Annotated in this window: 14 protein-coding genes; 6 read left to right on the plus strand and 8 right to left on the minus strand. The window is 70.9% G+C overall.

Annotated features, from left to right (window positions below):
* Nucleotides 1-466: 466 nt before the first annotated feature.
* From AB0G28_RS47020 to AB0G28_RS47030, 3 genes are all read right to left on the minus strand, one after another.
* Complete coding sequence (locus AB0G28_RS47020; protein ID WP_361105378.1) at nucleotides 467-2,023, minus strand: amidase; 1,557 nt, start codon at nucleotides 2,021-2,023, stop codon at nucleotides 467-469.
* Complete coding sequence (gene glnA, locus AB0G28_RS47025) at nucleotides 2,023-3,366, minus strand: type I glutamate--ammonia ligase (protein WP_361105381.1); 1,344 nt, start codon at nucleotides 3,364-3,366, stop codon at nucleotides 2,023-2,025. Before glnA ends, AB0G28_RS47020 begins: the two co-directional genes overlap by 1 nt.
* A 61-nt stretch (nucleotides 3,367-3,427) precedes the next feature.
* Entirely contained in the window at nucleotides 3,428-4,708 is a 1,281-nt protein-coding gene (locus tag AB0G28_RS47030; protein WP_361105384.1) for an MFS transporter, read from the minus strand.
* A gap of 98 nt (nucleotides 4,709-4,806) precedes the next feature.
* Between AB0G28_RS47030 and AB0G28_RS47035 the strand changes: the two genes are divergently transcribed.
* Nucleotides 4,807-5,466, plus strand: coding sequence for an LppX_LprAFG lipoprotein (locus AB0G28_RS47035; RefSeq protein ID WP_361105387.1), 660 nt, complete (start codon nucleotides 4,807-4,809; stop codon nucleotides 5,464-5,466).
* A 9-nt stretch (nucleotides 5,467-5,475) separates the two neighbouring features.
* Here the strand turns inward: AB0G28_RS47035 and AB0G28_RS47040 are convergent, their stop codons facing one another.
* The gene (locus AB0G28_RS47040) at nucleotides 5,476-7,035 is read right to left on the minus strand and encodes an alpha/beta hydrolase (protein ID WP_361105414.1); all 1,560 of its coding nucleotides are present in this window, start codon (nucleotides 7,033-7,035) and stop codon (nucleotides 5,476-5,478) included.
* A gap of 155 nt (nucleotides 7,036-7,190) precedes the next feature.
* Between AB0G28_RS47040 and secA2 the strand changes: the two genes are divergently transcribed.
* The 3 genes from secA2 to AB0G28_RS47055 all read left to right on the plus strand — a co-directional run bounded on the left by secA2 (nucleotide 7,191) and on the right by AB0G28_RS47055 (nucleotide 11,636).
* On the plus strand, nucleotides 7,191-9,530 hold the full coding sequence (secA2, locus tag AB0G28_RS47045; RefSeq protein ID WP_361105390.1) for an accessory Sec system translocase SecA2: 2,340 nt from the start codon (nucleotides 7,191-7,193) through the stop codon (nucleotides 9,528-9,530).
* A gap of 150 nt (nucleotides 9,531-9,680) precedes the next feature.
* The gene (locus AB0G28_RS47050) at nucleotides 9,681-9,854 is read left to right on the plus strand and encodes a hypothetical protein (RefSeq protein WP_361105393.1); all 174 of its coding nucleotides are present in this window, start codon (nucleotides 9,681-9,683) and stop codon (nucleotides 9,852-9,854) included.
* 60 nt (nucleotides 9,855-9,914) lie between these two features.
* Nucleotides 9,915-11,636 carry an NAD+ synthase gene (locus AB0G28_RS47055; RefSeq protein WP_361105396.1) on the plus strand — a complete coding sequence of 574 codons (1,722 nt, stop codon included), beginning with the start codon at nucleotides 9,915-9,917 and terminating at the stop codon, nucleotides 11,634-11,636.
* A gap of 58 nt (nucleotides 11,637-11,694) precedes the next feature.
* On the opposite strand, the gene AB0G28_RS47060 is transcribed toward AB0G28_RS47055, so the two are convergent.
* A complete protein-coding gene (locus AB0G28_RS47060; RefSeq protein WP_361105399.1) occupies nucleotides 11,695-12,309 on the minus strand; it encodes a VOC family protein in 615 nt (204 codons plus the stop codon).
* Nucleotides 12,310-12,347: 38 nt separating this feature from the next.
* Here AB0G28_RS47060 and AB0G28_RS47065 point away from each other — a divergent pair, with 38 nt between their 5' ends.
* Nucleotides 12,348-12,881 carry a methylated-DNA--[protein]-cysteine S-methyltransferase gene (locus AB0G28_RS47065; protein WP_361105402.1) on the plus strand — a complete coding sequence of 178 codons (534 nt, stop codon included), beginning with the start codon at nucleotides 12,348-12,350 and terminating at the stop codon, nucleotides 12,879-12,881.
* Between the two features lie 140 nt (nucleotides 12,882-13,021).
* Here the strand turns inward: AB0G28_RS47065 and AB0G28_RS47070 are convergent, their stop codons facing one another.
* From AB0G28_RS47070 to lysX, 3 genes are all read right to left on the minus strand, one after another.
* Nucleotides 13,022-13,612 (minus strand): DinB family protein, encoded by a 591-nt coding sequence (locus tag AB0G28_RS47070; RefSeq protein ID WP_361105405.1) that lies wholly within the window; start codon nucleotides 13,610-13,612, stop codon nucleotides 13,022-13,024.
* 71 nt (nucleotides 13,613-13,683) lie between these two features.
* Nucleotides 13,684-14,250, minus strand: coding sequence for a hypothetical protein (locus AB0G28_RS47075; protein ID WP_361105408.1), 567 nt, complete (start codon nucleotides 14,248-14,250; stop codon nucleotides 13,684-13,686).
* 63 nt (nucleotides 14,251-14,313) lie between these two features.
* On the minus strand, nucleotides 14,314-17,637 hold the full coding sequence (gene lysX / locus AB0G28_RS47080; protein WP_361105417.1) for a bifunctional lysylphosphatidylglycerol synthetase/lysine--tRNA ligase LysX: 3,324 nt from the start codon (nucleotides 17,635-17,637) through the stop codon (nucleotides 14,314-14,316).
* Between the two features lie 238 nt (nucleotides 17,638-17,875).
* On the opposite strand from lysX, the gene panB reads away from it, so the two are divergent.
* Complete coding sequence (panB, locus tag AB0G28_RS47085) at nucleotides 17,876-18,739, plus strand: 3-methyl-2-oxobutanoate hydroxymethyltransferase (RefSeq protein ID WP_361105411.1); 864 nt, start codon at nucleotides 17,876-17,878, stop codon at nucleotides 18,737-18,739.
* Nucleotides 18,740-18,858: the final 119 nt, after the last annotated feature.

An 18,858-nucleotide genomic window follows, 5' to 3' on the forward strand; every position in this document is an offset into this window, starting at 1 on the left:
TGAGCCAGGATCAAACTCTCCAACAATGTCTTCGAATTCAATCGAGGCAAAATACTTGCTCTCAAAGGAAACCCCGACGAGGGGGTTACCATAAAATAAGCTCTACTGGCTTAGTTCACTAGCACACTGTTGAGTTCTCAAGCAACACACTCTGAATCCAACCGCGTTATCCGCGGCTAAATCCTCGGCAGTTGTTCCAAGCGATATTCACAAGCTTTTGGTCGAGCATGCCGAATCCTACGGGTTTAGTCGTAGGGGGTCGGCGGCCGCTCGTGGGCCGACGCTGAACATTACCCGGTCCGATCCGCGGTGTCAACCCGCTCGTCCCGGCCTGGTCTCCGGGGCTTGCGGCCCCGGTGTGACCCGGTGTTCCTGGCGACGAAGAGAAGATTACATGCCCCGGAACCACCCCAAAACAGGGGGGTCACTTAACGACATCGCCGCAGGTCAGAGTGCTTACGGACGGCTACGACGGCATAGTCGGCAGGTACCGGGGCGGGACCCGGGCCGGCGCGACCCGTTCGAAGTCCGCCGCCAACGCCAGCACCCGGGCGTCGGACCACCGCGCTCCCATGAACGAGATCCCCACCGGGAGCGGTCCGGCGAACCCGGCAGGCACGGTCACGTCCGGGTAGCCGGCCACCGCGGCCGGGGTCGACGACGGGATCACGTCGTTGTCGCCGACCGCGCAGTCCGTCTTCCACGCCGGCGGGTTGGTCGGCGACGCGATCGCGTCGAGGTCGTACGCGACGAGGGTTTCGTCGAGTGACCGGCGCGCCAGGTCCGACAGCTCTGCCCGGCCGGCGAGGTACCCCGGATCGGACGGCGGGGGCGCGGCCAGTGCCTGCTCGAACAGCTCCTGTCCGGCGAAGCACGTCTGCTCCAGCGGGTCCGCGCGGTTGTACGCGATCAGCCCGGCCAGGTTCCGCGGCCCGGTCGGCCGCGTCGCGAGGTACGCGTCGATGTCGCGGTGGAACTCCGTGAGCAGCGCCGGGAACTCCGGCTCCAGCAGCCGGTCCTGGTACGGCAAACTCACTTCGACGACCGTCGCACCCGCTTTGACCAGCGAGTTTCGCGCCGACGTCATGATCGCGTCGGTCGCCTGGCCGAGCACCGGCAGCCGCCAGAGGCCGATCCGCGCGCCGCGCAGGACACCCGGTCGGAGGAACTTCGCGTAGTCCCCCGGCTGGTTACGCGGGTAGGTCAGCGTGGCGGGATCCGACGGGTCCCGCCCCTGGAGAACCGACAGCGTCAGAGCGACGTCGACGACGTTGCGGGCGATCGGGCCCGCCGTGTCCTGCTCGGCGGAGATCGGCACCACGCCGGTGCGGCTGACCAGGCCGAGGCTCGGTTTGTGACCGACCGTCGCCGTCATCCCGGCGGGGCACACGATCGAGCCGTCCGTCTCCGAACCGATCGCCACCTGGGCCAGCGACGCCGCCACGCCGGCCGCGGATCCGGCGGACGACCCGCACGGGTTGCGGTCCAGCACGTACGGGTTGTTCGTCTGCCCGCCGACGCCCGACCAGCCGGACGTCGGCTTCGCGGCGCGGAAGTTCGCCCATTCGGAGAGGTTCGCCTTGCCGAGGATCACCGCGCCGGCGTCACGCAAGCGGGTGATCAGGGTGGCGTCCTTCGCGGGGTAGCCGCGCAGGGCCCGCGACCCGGCCGTCGTCCACTGGTCGCGGGTGTCCACGTTGTCCTTGACCAGCACCGGGATGCCGTCGAGGGGACCACGCAGGCGGTGTGCGCGGCGTCGCGCGTCACTGGCCGAAGCCTGCGAGAGAGCGGCCGGGTTCAGCGCCAGGACCGCGTTGACCTTACCGTCGATCCGGTGAATCCGGTCGAGGTAAGTGCTGGTCAGGTCCACCGCGGTGAGCCGGCCGGACGCCATCCGCGCCTGCAGCGCCGGGATGTCGGCGGAGTCGAGGTCGAAGCGGCCGGCCGCCGAAGCGACGGGCGCGGCAGGGACGAGCACGAGTGCGGCGGCCAGGATCGCGAGGAACACCGGCCGCCGCCCCATCAGAGCACCGGCAGGAGCGTTCGGAGTTCGTACGGGGTGACCGCGCTGCGGTAGTTGTCCCACTCCACGCGCTTGTTCCGGAGGAAGAAGTCGTAGACGTGCTCGCCGAGGGCTTCCGGCAGGAGCTCGGACTTCTCCATCTCGGCCAGCGCCTCCCCCAGGTTCTGCGGCAGCTGCGAGTACCCGGCGGCGCGCCGCTCGGCGTCGCTCAGCTGCCAGATGTTGTCCTCGGCGGGCGGCGGCAGCTCGTAGCCCTTCTCGATCCCCTTGAGCCCGGCGGCCAGGATGACCGAGTACGCCAGGTACGGGTTGCACGCCGAGTCCAGCGTACGGATCTCCACCCGGCGGGATGACGCCTTTCCGGGTGAATACATCGGGACGCGGACGAGCGCGGAGCGGTTCGCGCGGCCCCACGAGACCGTCGTCGGCGCCTCGCTGCCGCTGATCAGGCGCTTGTAGGAGTTCACCCACTGGTTGGTGACCGCGGAGATCTCCTTCGCGTGGTGGAGCACCCCCGCGACGAACGCCTTGCCGGTCTCCGACAGCTCGTGCGGGTCTTCGGCGTCGTAGAACGCGTTGCGGTCGCCTTCGAACAGGCTGACGTGCGTGTGCATCCCCGAACCCGGCTGGTCGGTGAACGGCTTCGGCATGAACGTCGCGCGCACGCCCTGGGTCAGCGCGACCTCCTTGACGACGTAGCGGAACGTCATCACGTTGTCGGCCATCGTCAGCGCGTCGGCGTACCGCAGGTCGATCTCCTGCTGGCCGGGCGCGCCCTCGTGGTGGCTGAACTCGACCGAAATGCCCATGGCCTCGAGGGTCTCGATGGCGTGCCGGCGGAAGTGCGTCGCGGTGGCGTGGCTGGCCTGGTCGAAGTAGCCGCCGTTGTCCGCGGGTTCCGGCTCGCTGCCGTCCTCGGGCATGTTCGAGAGCAGGAAGAACTCGATCTCGGGGTGGACGTAGCAGGTGAAGCCCGCCTCGGCCGCCTTCGACAGCTGGCGGCGCAGGACGTGCCGCGGGTCGGCCCAGGACGGGGAGCCGTCCGGCATCGCGATGTCGCAGAACATGCGCGCCGAGTACGGGCCGCCGTCGGGGGTTTCCCACGGCAGGACCTGGAACGTCGACGGGTCGGGCTTGGCGATCATGTCCGATTCGTAGACCCGGGCGAAGCCCTCGATGGCCGAGCCGTCGAAGCCGATGCCGTCGTTGAAGGCGCCTTCGAGCTCCGCCGGCGCGACCGCGACGGACTTGAGGAACCCCAGCACATCGGTGAACCAGAGACGGACGAAACGGATGTCGCGCTCCTCGAGCGTGCGGAGCACGAATTCCTGCTGGCGATCCATGGCCGCACCCTAACCACAGCGTGTTAACGCCATGTTTCACGACGCGCCGAAGCCGTGGAAGTCACGTCGCGAGTACCGCAACGGGTTTCTTCGCCCGGCTGATGGCCAGCGAAGCGACCGACGCGATGACGGCGAGGACGGCCGCGGAATACCAGGCCAGGGTGTAGTTCCCGAGGTGGTCGCGGACCAGGCCGGCGGCCGACGCGGCGAACGCGGCGCCGAGCTGGTGGCTGGCGAAGACCCAGCCGAACACGATCGGGCCGGCGTCGCCGAACGCGCGGACGCACAGCGCGACGGTCGGCGGGACCGTGGCCACCCAGTCGAGGCCGTAGAACAGGATGAACGCCCACATGCTCGGCTGCACCGAGCCGGCGAACAGCTGCGGCAGCAACGCCAGCGAAAGCCCGCGCAGCGCGTAGTAGACGCCCAGCAGGATCCGCGGGTCGACGCGGTCGGTGAGCCAGCCGGAGAAGATCGTGCCGACGACGTCGAAGACGCCGACCAGCGCCAGCAGGCTCGCCGCGGTCGTCTGCGGCATGCCGTGGTCGTGCGCGGCCGGGACGAAGTGGGTGCCGACCAGGCCGTTCGTCGTCGCGCCGCAGATCGCGAAGCCGACGGCGAGCAGCCAGAACGTCCGCGTGCGGGCGGCCTGGCCCAGCACGGACAGGGCGCGGCGGACCGAGCCGGTCGTCGAGGCCGGGCGGACGATCTCGGCGTCCGCCGGTGCGCCGTAGGCCGTGGTGCCGACGTCGGCGGGGTGGTCGCGGATGACCAGCAGGACCACCGGGACGACGGCGAGCGCGGCGATCGCGATCACCAGTGACGCCGTCCGCCAGCCCGAGGTCACCGCGAGGTTCGCGATGAGCGGCAGGAAGATCAGCTGGCCGGTGGCGCCCGCCGCGGTCAGGACGCCGGTGACGACGCCGCGGCTGCGGACGAACCACCGCGTCGCGACCATCGCGGCGAAGCCCATGGCCATCGAGCCGGTGCCCAGGCCGACCAGCACGCCCCAGCACAGCACGAGCTGCCAGCTCGCGGTCATGAACACCGTGCCCCCCGCGCCGAGGGCGATCACGGTCAACGCCGTCGCCGAGACCCGGCGGATGCCGAAACGCTCCATCAGCGCGGCCGCGAAGGGCGCGAAGAGGCCGAAGAGCACGAGGTTCACCGAGACGGCCGAGCTGATCGTGGCCGTGGACCAGCCGAACTCTTCGTGCAGCGGCTCGATCAGGACGCCGGGGGCGGCGCGGAAGCCCGCGGAGGCGAGCAGGGCGACGAAGGCGGCACCGGCGATCAGCCAGGCGCGGTGCAGCTTTGGGGCAGGACGGGTCTCGACAGTCACCAACGCAGTCTCATCGCGCGCGCGAGGCCACGGAAGTGGCCGGAAGGACATCATCCGCAAGGATCGGGCCAACAAGCGGTGCTCAGTACGCTCAGGGGATGTCGCGCTTCACCCTGCTGCTCGTGCTTCTGTCGACGGTCCTGACGGCCGGGTGCACCGGGCTGCCCGACACGCGCGGGCCGTTCCCGCCGGGGGCCGAGCTGGTGAGCGACGCGGCGAAGTCGTTCGCGTCCGTCCGAGGCGTGCACTTCGCGGCGGGCGTCAACGGCGTCCTGCCGGGCTTCCCGCTCCGCCAGATCGAGGGCAACGCCACCCTCGACGACGGCGAGTCCGCGACCGGCACGGCCGACGTCCAGGACGACAACGCCGGCGGCGGGCACGTGAAGTTCCACTTCAGGGTCAACGGTCAGCACGTCTCGACCGACCTCGGGGCCGGCCCGCTGCCCGACGCGTACACGGTCAGCAGGTTCCTCGGCGCGCACGGCGGGCTGAAGCGGCTGCTCGACGCGGTGACCGACGCCAAGACCGAAGGCCGCGAGAACGTCGACGGCGCGTCCGCGCTGCGGGTCGGCGGCCGAGTGCCCGCCGCCGTCGCGCACAGCGTGCTCGCGCAGGTCGACGCCGACCTCAACGTCAAGGTGTGGGTCTCCGACAGCCTGCCCCGGCGGTTCGTCCGGCTGTGGGCGCAGATCCCGCCGCCGGACGACCACCTCAGCCCGGTGATGATCGAGCTTTCGCTCACCGACCAGCAGCAGTAGCCACCGCAGCTACTGCCCCGAGCACCGCGTCCCCTCCGGCGGCACCGTGCCGTCCACGAGGTAGTCCGTGCCCGCCTGGTCCACGCACTTCACGCCCTGCAGGAACACCGTGTGCTGGGTGCCCTCGAAGGTCAGCAACGCACCCTTCAGGCCCTTCGCCAGGTTGACGCCGGCCTGGTACGGCGTCGCCGGGTCGTTGGTCGTCGAGATGACCAGCGTCTTCGGCAGCCCTTCGACGTTCGGCACGTGCGGCTGGGACGTGTTCGGCACCGGCCAGAACGCGCACGCGTCCCGAGCCGCCGAAGCCGGGCGGCCGTCGTCGAGGAACGGCGCCACCTTCACGTACTCCTCCTGCGCCTTGAGGATGACGTTCGGGTCGGTGACGCGCGGGTCGTCGACGCAGCGGATCGCCGTGAAGGCGTCCTGCGTGGTGCCGTACTTGCCGTCGGAGTCGCGCTCGTTGTAGATGTCGGCGAGCTTCTCCAGCGTCGCGCCGCGCTGCTGCTTCAGCTCGTTGAGGCCCGTGTTCAGGGTGTCCCAGAGTGTTTGCTGGTAGAGCGCCTGGATGACGCCGGTGGTCGCGTCCTCGTAGGAGAGCTTGCGGCCGTCGCCGACCGGCACCGGGAAGTCGATCAGCGGCCGGACGAGGTTCTGGAACTGCTTGACCGCGGCGCCCGCGTCCTGGCCGAGCGCGCAGTCCTGCTGGGCCGTGCACCACTTCGCGAACTGGGTGAACGCCGTCCCGAAGCCCTGGCCCTGCGCGACGAGCGACTCGACCGCGTCCTGCTCCGGGTCGACCGCGCCGTCGAGGATCATCGCGCGCACGTTCTTGGTGAACGCCTCGGCGTAGGCCGACCCGATCCGGGTGCCGTAGGAGTAGCCCAAATAGGTGAGCTTTTCGTCGCCGAGCACCGAGCGGAGGACGTCCAGGTCCTTCACGACGTCCCGCGTGCCGACGTTGGCCAGCATCGCCGTGCCGTCGTCGGTGCGCTGGGCGCACTTCGCGGCGAAGTCCTTTTCCTGGGCTTCCTGCTTGAGCACGCCCTGCGGCGAGCCGTCGGTCTCGCTGTCGTCCGCGCGGTCGGCGTCCCGCTCGGAGTCGGTCAGGCAGTGGATCGCCGGCTGGCTCGCACCGATGCCCCGCGGATCGAATCCGACCAGGTCGAAGCGCTTGGCGAGGCCTGTGCTGGTGGCCGGTTTGATCAGCCCGGCCGCCGCGACCATGCCCGAGGCGCCCGGGCCGCCCGGGTTGACGACCAGCGACCCGATCCGGGCGCCCGCGTCGGTGGCCTTGTGCCGGAGCAGGCCCAGCGTGATGGTGTCGCCCGCCGGTTTCGCGTAGTCCAGCGGCACGGTCAGCCGGGCGCACTGGACGCCTTTCGCCTGGAAGGCCGACCTCGAGTCTTCCGACGTCGCGTAAGGTGCGCAGTCGGCCCAGGTCAGGCTCTGGCCGTAGAACCGCTCCAGCCCGGCGGGCACCGGCCCGGACGGCGGGTGCGACTCGGTCGTCGGCGCGGGCGCGGTCGTGCCGGTGGACGTGCAGGCGGTCAGCGAGGCCGCGAACAGCACGGATGTCGCGATCGCGAGGATCCGGCGACGAGGGGACCTGGCGCTGGGATGAGGGAACACGGTTGGATCGTCCCATCCGGCCGCGGAACTCGAACGCACCACCGTCGCGTTGGGTGGTGGAGGCCGGTCGAGCGAGAGAGAACGGGAGACCAGGGGTGGCAGCACTGATCAGCCGGGTGAGCAAGAAGCTCCGCCGGATCATCCAGCGGCCGGGCAGCGTCGAGCTGACCCGCTACGAAGCACTGCTGCCCGCGGTCGAGAAGCTCGAACCCGAGCTCGAGAAGCTCTCCGACGAGGAGCTGACCGAGCGGGCGGGCAAGCTTCGCGAGACGCTGAAGGACACGGCGTTCGGCGACGACCAGCTGGTCGAGGTGTGCGCGCTGGGCCGCGAGGCCGCCCGGCGGGCCCTCGGCGAGCGCGCGTTCGACGTGCAGGTGCTGGGCACGATGGGCCTGCTCACCAAACACGTCGTGCAGATGGAGACCGGTGAGGGCAAGACCCTCGCCGGCGCGCTGGCCGCGGCCGGTTACGCGATCCGCGGAAAGCGCGTTCACGTCGTGACCGTCAACGACTACCTGGCCCGGCGCGACGCGGAGTGGATGGGCCTGGTCTACGCGCTGCTCGGCGTGTCGGTCGGCTGGGTCGAGCCGGCGCACTCGCGCGAGGAGCGCAAGGAGGCCTACGCCAAGGACGTCACGTACGGTGCCGTGGCCGAGATCGGCTTCGACGTCCTGCGCGACCGGCTCGTCACCCACGTGGACGACCTCGTGCAGCCGGCCCCGGAGGTCGCGATCGTCGACGAGGCGGACTCGGTGCTGGTCGACGAGGCCCGCGTCCCGCTGGTGATGGCCGGCTCGATCGACCGCAGCGACGCCGACGAAGAGGTCGCGAAGATCGTCCGGCGGCTGCGGCTCAACCTGCACTACGAGACCGACAGCGAAGGCCGCAACGCCTGGCTGACCGACGCCGGCTCGTCCGTCGTCGCGAAGTCGCTCGGCATCGAGGTCGACGACCTGTTCAACGAGCAGGCGTCCGACCGGCTCGCCGCCGTCAACGTCGCCCTGCACGCCCACGCGCTGCTCACCCGCGACGTCGACTACCTGGTCCGCGACGGCAAGGTGCAGCTCATCAACGCCGCCCGCGGGCGCGTCGCCGAGCTGCAGCGCTGGCCGGACGGCCTGCAGGCCGCCGTCGAAGCGAAGGAGCAGGTCACGGCCACCGACCGCGGCGAGATCCTCGACTCGATCACCGTCCAGGCGCTGCTCGCGCGCTACCCCGAGGTCGCCGGCATGACCGGTACCGCGGTCGCCGTCGCCGAGCAGCTGCGGGAGTTCTACGAGCTCGAGGTCGCGGTCATCCCGCCGAACACCCCGAACATCCGCGAGGACCTGCCCGACCGGATCTTCGCGTCGCCGTCGCAGAAGCTGCGGGCGATCGAGGAGGAGATCCGCACGGTGCACGAGACCGGGCGGCCGATCCTCGTCGGCACCCAGGACGTCGCCGAGTCCGAAGAGCTGGCCGAGAAGCTCGCGAAGGTCGACCTCGAGTGCGTCGTGCTCAACGCGCGCAACGACGCCGAAGAAGCCGCGATCATCGCCGAAGCGGGCAAGAAGGGCGCGGTCACCGTGTCCACGCAGATGGCGGGCCGCGGTACCGACATCCGGCTGGGCGGCACCGACGGCGAGAGCCGCGACGAGGTCGTCGAGCTGGGCGGCCTGCACGTCATCGGCACCGCGCGGTACCCGTCGAGCCGGCTCGACGGGCAGCTGCGCGGCCGCTCCGGCCGTCAGGGCGACCCGGGCAGCGCGATCTTCTTCGCGAGCCTGAACGACGAGCTCGTGCTGTCGAACGCGCCGGACGTGCCCGAGGGCATCACCGACGACGAGGAGACCGGCGAGATCACCGACCCGGCGGCGCTGCGGCAGCTCAACCACGCCCAGCGCGTCGCCGAGGGCGTCGACCTCGAGATCCACCGGAACACCTGGCGCTACACGCGGCTGATCGAGCGGCAGCGGCGTGACCTGCTGGTGCACCGCGACAAGGTGCTTCGCACCGCGTACGCGGCGGAGGTGCTGGAGAAGGCGCACCCGGAGAAGTTCGGCGAGCTGAAGGAAAAGCTGGACGATCAGGACAAGCTGGAGCAGGTGTGCCGCGAGGTGCTGCTGTTCCACATCGACCAGCTGTGGTCCGACCACCTGGCGTACCTCACCGACGTCCGGGAGAGCATCCACCTGCGGGCGCTGGCGCGCGAGACGCCGCTGGACGAGTTCCACCGCGCGGCGATCCCGGAGTTCCACAAGATCATCGCCGAGGCCGATTCGCGGGCGGCGAAGACCCTCGAAGAGGCCGAGCTGACCGACGAGGGCATCGACCTCGGCGACGCCGGCGTGCGGCGGGCGAACACGACGTGGACGTACCTCGTGCACGACAACCCGTTCGACTCGGACTTCGAGCAGACCATCAAGAAGGTCCGGAGCATGATCAAGCGGAAGTAGTTCCCGCCTTCGACAGGCCCCCGTCCGGTTCGCCGGGCGGGGGTTTTCGATTGCGCTGCCCAGCAAGATGGGGACATGCGCAAGATCCCGACGTTGGGAGCCGGTCGCGCAGTCGGCGTTCGCGAAGTTCTTCGAAGAGGCCCGGAGGGCGTGCACCGGCTGGTGCCACACGCGACCGCGGAGGAGTTCGCCGACGTCCCGCGCGACTTCGACGGGCTGATGGCCTGGCTGCGGGCGCACCCGGAGTTCGAGGGCGTCGTCTGGCATCACCCGGACGGGCGGATGGCGAAGCTCAAGCACCGGGACGCGGTCGCATCCACCTGAGCGTGGCGTTTCGCCCACATTCGCTCGGCCGGGTGGGTGGCCGTGAGCCAGAATGGCGGCATGCCGCAACTGCGCATCGCGCTCGCCCAGGTCAACCCCACCGTCGGCGACCTCGACGGCAACGCCGACCTGCACGTCGAGTGGACCCGCCGGGCCGCCGAAGCCGGCGCCCACGTCGTCGTCTTCCCCGAGATGTCCCTGACCGGCTACCCCATCGAGGACCTCTCGCTGCGCAAGACCTTCGCCGCCGCCTCGCGGCAGGGCGTCGAGGCGCTCGCGCGCCGGCTCGACGAGGCCGGCTGCGGCGAAGTGCTCACCTACATCGGGTACCTCGACCTCGACGAGGTCGGCCCGCGGGACGCGGCGGCCGCGCTGTACCGCGGCGAGGTCGTCGCGCGGCAGTTCAAGCACCACCTGCCCAACTACGGCGTCTTCGACGAGCACCGCTGGTACAAGCCGGGCACCACGCTCGACGTCGTCCGGTTCCACGGGCTCGACATCGGCATGGTCATCTGCGAGGACGTCTGGCAGGACGGCGGCCCGATCTCGGCGCTGGGCCGGGCCGGCGTCGACCTCGTCGTGGCGCCGAACGCGTCGCCGTACGAGCGGTCCAAGGACGAGCAGCGGCTGCCGCTCATCGCCCGGCGGGCCGCCGAAGCCGGAGCGCCTTTGGTTTACACCAACCAGATCGGCGGGCAGGACGACCTCGTCTTCGACGGCGACTCGCTCGTCGTCGGCGCGGACGGCACCCTGCTGGCCCGCGCGCCGCAGTTCGTCGAGCACCTGCTCGTGCTGGACATGGACCTCGCCTCGGGCGGGCACGCCGCCGACGGCGAACTCGAAGGCCTGCACGTCCGGCGCCGGGTGCTGAGCGCGGCCCCGCTGCCGGCTTACGAACCGACGGCCACGCCGGTGATCAGCGAGCCGCTGTCGGACGAGGCCGAGGTGTGGCACGCGCTCGTCGTCGGGCTGCGGGACTACGTGCACAAGAACGGGTTCTCGTCGGTGATCTTCGGGTTCTCCGGCGGCATCGACTCGGCCGTCTGCGCGGCGCTGGCGGCGGACGCGCTGGGCGGCGACAACGTCTACGGCGTCTCGATGCCGTCGAAGTACTCGTCGGGGCACTCGAAGGACGACGCCGCCGACCTGGCGAAGCGGATCGGCGCGCACTACCGCGTCGAGCCGGTCGAGGACATGGTGCGCGTGTACGTCGACCAGCTTTCCCTGACGGGGCTGGCCGAAGAGAACATCCAGGCGCGGACGCGGGGCATGCTCCTCATGGCACTGTCCAATCTGGACGGTCACCTGGTGCTGGCGACGGGTAACAAGACCGAGCTCGCCGTCGGGTATTCGACGATCTACGGCGACGCCGTCGGCGCGTTCGCCCCGATCAAGGACGTCTTCAAGACGCACGTCTGGCAGCTGGCGCGCTGGCGCAACGACCTCGCGGCCGAACGCGGTGAGACGCCGCCGATCCCGGAGAACTCGATCACCAAGCCGCCGTCGGCCGAGCTGCGGCCGGGGCAGATGGACACCGACTCGCTGCCCGACTACGCGTTGCTCGACGACATCCTCGACGACTACGTCGAGGGCGACCGCGGGTACGCCGACCTGATCGAGGCCGGGTTCGACCCCGAGACCATCGACCGCGTGGTGCGGATGGTCGACAAGGCCGAGTACAAGCGGCGCCAGTACCCGCCGGGCACGAAGATCACGTTCAAGGCCTTCGGCCGCGACCGGCGGCTGCCGATGACCAACCTCTGGCGCGAGGGCAAGGCCTGAAGTCCGTGAAGGCCTCCTTCCCGGCTCTTATGGCCGGGAAGGAGGCCTTCACGGCTTTTCAGCCGAGGGCGACCTGGCGGCCTTCCGGAGTTCGGAGGGCCGCCGTGAGGCCGGCTTTGTCCGCGCGGCGGACCAGGAACTCGAGGCCGAGCGCGTCGGTCGCTTCGTGGACCGACGCCGGGTCCGGGTGGGTGCCGGTGACCATCAGCAGCGGCAGGGACGGCAGGCCACGCGTCGTCGGGTGCGGAGTGCTGCCCCAGTCGATGAGGAACGGGCGCAGCGTGCCCGGGGCGCTCGGCGGGGTCAGGCGCCAGCGCAGCACTTCGCCGTCTCCGGTTTCGCGGGACATCTCGATCGCGTCGCCCGGGTCGAAGCCGCGGGCGCGGGCCGCGGCGATCGTCGCATCGATGTCCCGGGTGCGGACCGCCCACGCGACCAGCGCGGGCTCGGTCAGCTCGTCGATCCCGAACGGCCGCGGCCCTTCCGGATCCGGCTGCGCCGGGTCCGGGCCGATGACCTCCAGGTACATGCCCGCGCCGAGGTCGGCGAGGTGGTTGGCGGTGCCCAGGCCGAGGTGACGGCCGCCGGGCGCGGGCGTGACCCCGGTGAGCGCTGTGACCCGGGCGACGGCCTCGGCGAGGTCGGGCCCAGCGTAGACGAGGTGATCGAGCACGGGCCCATTTTGTCGTACCCCGGTCGTATCGTGACGGGATGACAGTGGGGCTCACCGTGTTCGACACCGCGATCGGGGCCTGCGGGGTCGCGTGGCGCGACGACGTCGTGGTCGGGACGTCGCTGCCCGAGGGCAGTGCGGCGCGGACCCGCGCGTGGCTGGTCCGCCGGTTCCCGGACGCCGTCGAGGGGACGCCGCCTCCGCCGGTGCGGGCCGCGGTGGACGGGATCGTGGCGCTGCTGAGCGGCACGCGTCGCGATCTGGCCTCGGTGGAGCTGGACTTCTCCGGGGTGCCGGAGTTCCACCGCCGCGCGTACGAGGTCGCGCGGACGATCCCGCCCGGCAAGACGCTCACCTACGGCGACATCGCGCACCGGCTCGGGCAGCCGGGGTCCGCGCAGGCCGTCGGCCAGGCGATGGGGCACAACCCGTTCCCGATCATCGTGCCCTGCCACCGGGTGCTGGCGGCCGGCGGCAAAGACGGCGGGTTCTCGGCGCGGGGCGGCGTCGGCACGAAACGCCGGATGCTCGTGATCGAGGGCGCGCTCGCCGACGAGCCGACGTTGTTCTGAGCCGTCCCGCCGTGCGCGGACGGGCATCACGCGTGATTGAAGGGGCATCGCGTGTGATTGGAGAGGCATCACGCGTGATTCGAGGGTCGACTCGCGTGATTGGAGGGTCGACTCGCGGTGGGGGCCGCGAGCCGGGCCCGTCAGGCTGGTTGGGATGCCGGGGTCCAGGGCTTGATGAACGGGGTTTCCGGCCAGCCCTCGGCCGCTGCCATCAGGGGCATCGCCGTGCCGCCGTCGATGTGCTCGCGGATGATGTCCGCGTGGCCCGCGTGGCGGGCCGTCTCCTGGATCAGGTGCAGCAGGACCCAGCGGACCGACCAGGCCTCGACGTCCTGGGGGAACCACGGCACGCCCTTCGGCACCGGGACCGCCTGGCCGAGGTCGTCGATGCCCGCGATCACCTCCGCCGTGCGGGCGGCCACCTCGTCGTAGCGGGCCAGGACGCCCGCCAGGGTCTCGTCCTCGCGCAATCGGTGCGCGTCCTGGTACTCCGCCATCGCCTCGCCGAACGGCTTCTGCGGCACCTGGAGCACCGTGTCCATCCAGCCGTACTCGGTGCTCGCGACGTGCTTGACCAGCCCGCCCACCGACAGCGTGCTCTTCGTCGGGGTGAGTCTCGCCTGTTCGTCCGTCAGCCCGTGTGCCGCCAACCTGAGCACGTACCGCTGCTGCTCCAGGAAGCTCAGCAGCCCGTCACGCTCGTCGGCCACCGGGCGCACGTTTCCCGCCATGTCGATCCTTCCGTCTGGGACACCTGCGGCGATCGTGCCACCCACCACCGACAAAACGGGCGGGATTTCCGCTATCGGTGCGCGTGCCGCGGCGCCGGCTTGACGAAGGCGTACGTCCCGCCCACGGCGTACAGCGTCGCGCGCACCACCAGCTGGACCCGTGTGAAGACACCCTCGAAGGCGCCCAGCTCCCGGGCGAGCACGACGGCCACCGAGGTGGCCACCACCACGGCGAGGCCGGCGACGGCGAGCGCGCGCCAGCCCGGTGGCCACCACAGGATCAGGCTGACCACCCCGACCCCGAGGATGACGCTGAGCAGCGCCGACAGCACGACGCCGTACTCCGGGTAGGCGGCCTGCAGCAGCACGACCACGCCGAACGCGCTCACCGAGATCGAGCTGAACCGCGCCGACCACTGGACCGGGCCGAGCCGGTGCAGCGGCGGCCCGGCGAGCACGAACGCGACCCCCGACACAGCGAGCAGGACCCGGAACACCGGTGGCCCGGTCAGCAGCGCCTCGACCGGGTCCCGGACCGGGGACACCCCGGTCGGCAGGAAGAACTCCAGCAGCCAGCCCGAATACGCGAGGACGGCCACCCCTATCAGAAGGGCCGAGGCGATCCGAGCCGTGCGCACGAGGCAGAGCGTAAGCGACCGGCCGGGCCACGGCCCGTCACCGTGACCAGGTCCACCGAGTCGTTATGCCTGCGGTCGGACGAAGGGGAACAGGACCGTCTGGCGGATGGAGGCCCCGGTGAGCATCATCAGCAGCCGGTCGACGCCCAGGCCGAGCCCGCCGGTCGGCGGCATGCCGTGCTCCAGGGCGAGGAGGAAGTCCTCGTCCAGCTCCATCGCCTCGACGTCGCCGCTGGCGGCGCGCAGGGACTGCGCCTCCAGCCGCCGCCGCTGCTCGATCGGGTCGGTCAGCTCGGTGTAGGCGGTGCCGACCTCGGAGCCGAACGCGATGAGGTCCCAGCGCTCGGCCAGCCGCGGGTCCACGCGGTGCTGGCGGGTCAGCGGCGAGACGTCGGTCGGGTAGTCGGTGTAGAAGGTCGGCAGCACGGTCGCGCCCTCGACCAGGTGCTCGAACGCCTTGAGCACGAGATCGCCGTGGCTCGGGTCCTCCCCCACCGGCACCCCCGCGGCCACGCACAGGCGGCGCAGGTCGGCCACCGGCGTCCCCGAGTCGATCTCCTCGCCGAACACCGCCGAGACGGCTTCGTGGACCGGAACCACCGGCCATTCTCCGGAGATGTCGTAGTCGACGAGCTTCCCGTCGGCGTCCGGCCGCCGCACGATCTGCGCGCCGTACGCCGCTTCGGCCGCGTGCTGGATGAGTTCCCGCGTCAGCACCCGCATCGAGTCGTAGTCCGCGTACGCCTGGTACGCCTCGAGCATCGTGAACTCGGGGTTGTGCGTCGCGTCGACGCCTTCGTTGCGGAAGTTGCGGTTGAGCTCGAAGACCCGCTCGACGCCGGCGACGCACAGCCGCTTGAGGTACAGCTCGGGCGCGATCCTCAGGTACATCCGCATGTCGTAGGCGTTGATGTGGGTGACGAACGGCCGGGCGTTGGCGCCGCCGTGGACCGTCTGCAGCATCGGCGTCTCGACCTCGAGGAAGTCGGCGTGGTGCAGCCGGTCGCGCACCGCGCGGACCACGGTGGACCGCAGGCGCAGCATGTTCGTCGAGTCCGGGTTGACGGCGAGGTCGAGGTAACGCTGCCGCACCCGCGTCTCCGGGTCCGTGAGGCCCTTGCGCTTGTCGGGCAGCGGGTGCAGGCACTTCGCGGTGACCGTCCACTCGTCGACGAGCACCGAGAGCTCGCCCCGCTTCGACGTCACGACCTGGCCGCTGACGCCGACGTGGTCGCCGAGGTCGACGCCCGTCCGCCAGCCGGTGAGGTCCAGTTCGCCCGCCTCGAGCATCAGCTGGATCTCACCGCTGAAGTCCTTCACGCGCGCGAAGCACAGCCCGCCGAGGATGCGCATGTTCAGCACGCGCCCGGCGATCCGGACGCGGTGCCCGGTCGCGCTGTCCGGAGCGAGGTCGCCGAACTTCGCGACGACGTCGCCGATGTGGTCGTCGCGGCGGAACCCGACGCCGTACGGCTCGATGCCGGCCTCGCGCAGCTTGTCGAGCTTCGCGATGCGCACGCGGACCTGCTCGGGCCGCCGCACCGGCTTCGGCGCCGGCGACGCCGCGGACTCCTCGATCGCCTTCACGCGGGCGACGAAGTCGTCGCCGACCGTCTCCAGCCGCAGCGACCGCGACCGTCCGGTCGGGACGAACCCTTCGAGCGCGCCCGCGACGATGCCGACGCGCGGCAGCCGCCGGGCCGAGGAGTAGCAGAGGAACCGCGGTTCCCAGTCCGGCCCGTACTTGGCGTTCGACCGGTACAGCGACTCCAGCTGGAAGAACCGCGAGAACACGCTCAGGATCCCGCGCCAGGCCCGCAGCACCGGGCCCGCGCCGATCCGCTCGCCCTCGGAGAACACCGCGCGGAACATCGCGAAGTTGAGCGAGATCCGCTGCGCGCCGAGGTGCTGCGCGGCCGCGACGACCTCGGCGATCATGTACTCGTTGAGGCCGTTTTCGGCGTCGCGGTCGCGGCGCATGAGGTCCAGCGAGAGCCCCCGGCGGCCCCACGGGACGAACGACAGCAGCCCGCGCAGCTCGCCGTGGGCGTCGTAGGCCTCGACCATCACGCTGCGGCCGTCGCTGGGGTCGCCGAGCCGGCCCAGCGCCATCGAGAACCCGCGCTCGGTCTCGGCACCCCGCCACGCCTGGGCACGGGCGAGCAGCTCGGTCATCTCGCCTTCGGGGATTTCGCCGTGGCGGCGGACACGCGAGGTGTAGCCGGCCCGCTGGATGCGTTTGACGGCCTGGCGCACCGAGCGCCGCTCCGGCCCGGCGAGGCTGAACTCGCGGACGTCGAGCACCGCTTCGTCGCCGATTTCCAAGGCGCGCAGGCCCGCGGCGGCGTAGACCTTGGCGCCGTGCTCGCTCGCCCCGAGCACGCCCGGGGTCCAGCCGTACGTGCGCGTCTCGTCCAGCCACGCGCGGACCGCGTCGGGCCACGCCTCCGGGTCGCCGACCGGGTCGGCGCTGGCGACGCTGGTGCCGCCGAGCACGCGGTAGGTCACCGCCGCGCGGCCGTTCGGCGCGAAGACGACGCTCTTGTCGCGGCGCGTCGCGAAGTAGCCGAGGGAGTCGTCCTCGCCGTGTTCGGCGAGCAGCTGACGCAGGCGAAGCTCTTCCTCATCCGTACGCAGGCCACGGCTGCGTACGCCGCGGAAGAGCATGTACAGCGCTCCGGTGGCGACCGCCGTCGCGCTGAGGTCGAGGAACACGTCCAGCCAGGCGGGCCCCTCGCCGACGCCGATCCGGCGCAGCTGCAGGTTCTCGCCGGTGGCGTGGTTCACGACCCAGGCGAAGCGCTCCCACGTGTCGCCGAGGTGCCCGGGAAACGCTTCCGTCAGCCCCCAGCCGACCAGGATGACGACGGCGAACCCGCCGAACAGCATGGTCAGGCCGTCACGCCAGGCGCTCGGCGCCAGCCGGGCCGGGAACGCCGGGCGCAGCGCGAGCAGGAACACGATCAGGCCGACCGACAGCACGTCGGCGACGGTGAGGGCCCACAGCTGGTTGGGGATGTGCCGCATCTGCTTGGGACCGAGCGCCAGCAGCTCGGGCGAGAACAGCAGGGTCGCCTGCAGGCCGAGGGTGAGCAGCAGCCCGCCGACCTGGAACAGCACCAGCGTGTACAGCGCGGCCTTCTTGCGGCGGCGCAGGGCGCCGCCCAGCACCACCAGCAGCAGGACCATCACCAGGCTGGCGCTGGTCGGCACGCTCAGCGCGGAAAAGGCCATGTCGATGCCGTTGAGGACCCGGCCGTGCGCACCGTTCGTGAACAGCAGGATCACCGAGAACACCGCGGCGAGCTGCACCACGGTCGCGACGATCCCGCCCGCCTTCGCCTTCCACACGGGGAGGCGGGGACGCGTGCTCGCGAGGTTTCCCATCGTTGGTTTCGTCGCCTTTCCCGGCCGATCGGGGGTCATGCCCTCTTCTTGACGTAAGTGAACCCAAGTTGGTTGTCCCCGGACATCAACCTGAAGGCTGACGGGGGCTCCTCCTCGAGGGTGTGAAGCTGGTCGCACGAGGTTGGGAGCGGTCGGAGAGCGTGTCACGCTTTGGGAAGCCCCAGCTCCACGACCCGGGGACCCCACCAAGGCCCCGAGGGAAGGACGGTCGACGACGATGTCCGCCAGCGCTGAAGAACCCGCCCCCTACGGCACCGGACCCGCCGCCAAACCGGCGTCGGGCCGGAAGGTCCGCGTCCACCACCTGCGTGAGCTCAAGGAACGCGGCGAACCGTGGCCCATGCTCACCGCTTACGACATGTACACCGCCGCGCTGTTCGACGAGGCCGGGATCCCCGTGCTGCTCGTCGGCGACTCCGCGGCCAACAACGTCTTCGGCTACGACACCTCCCTGCCGGTGACCGTCGACGAGCTGTTGCCGCTGGTCCGGGCGGTCACCCGGTCGGTCAAGCGGGCCCTGGTGGTCGCCGACCTGCCGTTCGGGTCCTACCAGCTCTCGCCGCAGCAGGCGCTCGAGACGTCGGTGCGGTTCATGAAGGAGGGCCGCGCGCACGCCGTGAAGCTCGAAGGCGGGCGGCGGTTCGCCGCGCACGTCGAGGCGCTGACGTCGGCGGGCGTGCCGGTCATGGGCCACATCGGGTTCACCCCGCAGAGTGAACACAACCTCGGCGGCTACCGGGTGCAGGGGCGCGGCGAAGCGGCGGACGTGCTGCTCGCCGACGCGCTGGCGCTGCAGGAGGCCGGGGCGTTCGCGGTCGTGATGGAGATGGTGCCCGCCGAAGCCGCGAAGCGCGTCACGGCGGAGCTGAAGATCCCGACGGTCGGCATCGGCGCCGGCCCGGACTGCGACGCGCAGGTGCTCGTCTGGCAGGACATGGCCGGGCTGCGGCGCGGCAAGGCGCCGCGGTTCGTCAAGCGCTACGCCGACGTCGCGACGGTGCTGCAGAACGCCGCCACGGCGTTCGCGGAGGACGTCCGGCGTGGCGAGTTCCCGGCGCCGGAACACGCTTTCCACGACTAGGCCCGGTCCAGAGCGCCCCAATGTGGCGTTGGTTGCGTCAGACGCACCCAATGTGGCGTTGGGGGGGGGGGGGGGGCCCCGCCCCCCCCCCCGTGAGAGCGGAATAGACAACTAAAAAA

Source organism: Amycolatopsis sp. NPDC021455, from assembly GCF_040640995.1.
GTDB lineage: Bacteria > Actinomycetota > Actinomycetes > Mycobacteriales > Pseudonocardiaceae > Amycolatopsis.

Excerpts from the sequence above, each read along its gene's own strand:
- AB0G28_RS47035 (WP_361105387.1), top strand. The coding sequence starts at position 4,807 with ATGTCGCGCTTCACCCTGCTGCTCGTGCTTCTGTCGACGGTCCTGACG.
- glnA (WP_361105381.1), bottom strand. The coding sequence starts at position 3,366 with ATGGATCGCCAGCAGGAATTCGTGCTCCGCACGCTCGAGGAGCGCGAC.
- AB0G28_RS47020 (WP_361105378.1), bottom strand. The coding sequence starts at position 2,023 with ATGGGGCGGCGGCCGGTGTTCCTCGCGATCCTGGCCGCCGCACTCGTG.
- lysX (WP_361105417.1), bottom strand. The coding sequence starts at position 17,637 with ATGGGAAACCTCGCGAGCACGCGTCCCCGCCTCCCCGTGTGGAAGGCG.
- AB0G28_RS47070 (WP_361105405.1), bottom strand. The coding sequence starts at position 13,612 with ATGGCGGGAAACGTGCGCCCGGTGGCCGACGAGCGTGACGGGCTGCTG.
- AB0G28_RS47065 (WP_361105402.1), top strand. The coding sequence starts at position 12,348 with ATGACAGTGGGGCTCACCGTGTTCGACACCGCGATCGGGGCCTGCGGG.
- AB0G28_RS47055 (WP_361105396.1), top strand. The coding sequence starts at position 9,915 with ATGCCGCAACTGCGCATCGCGCTCGCCCAGGTCAACCCCACCGTCGGC.
- panB (WP_361105411.1), top strand. The coding sequence starts at position 17,876 with ATGTCCGCCAGCGCTGAAGAACCCGCCCCCTACGGCACCGGACCCGCC.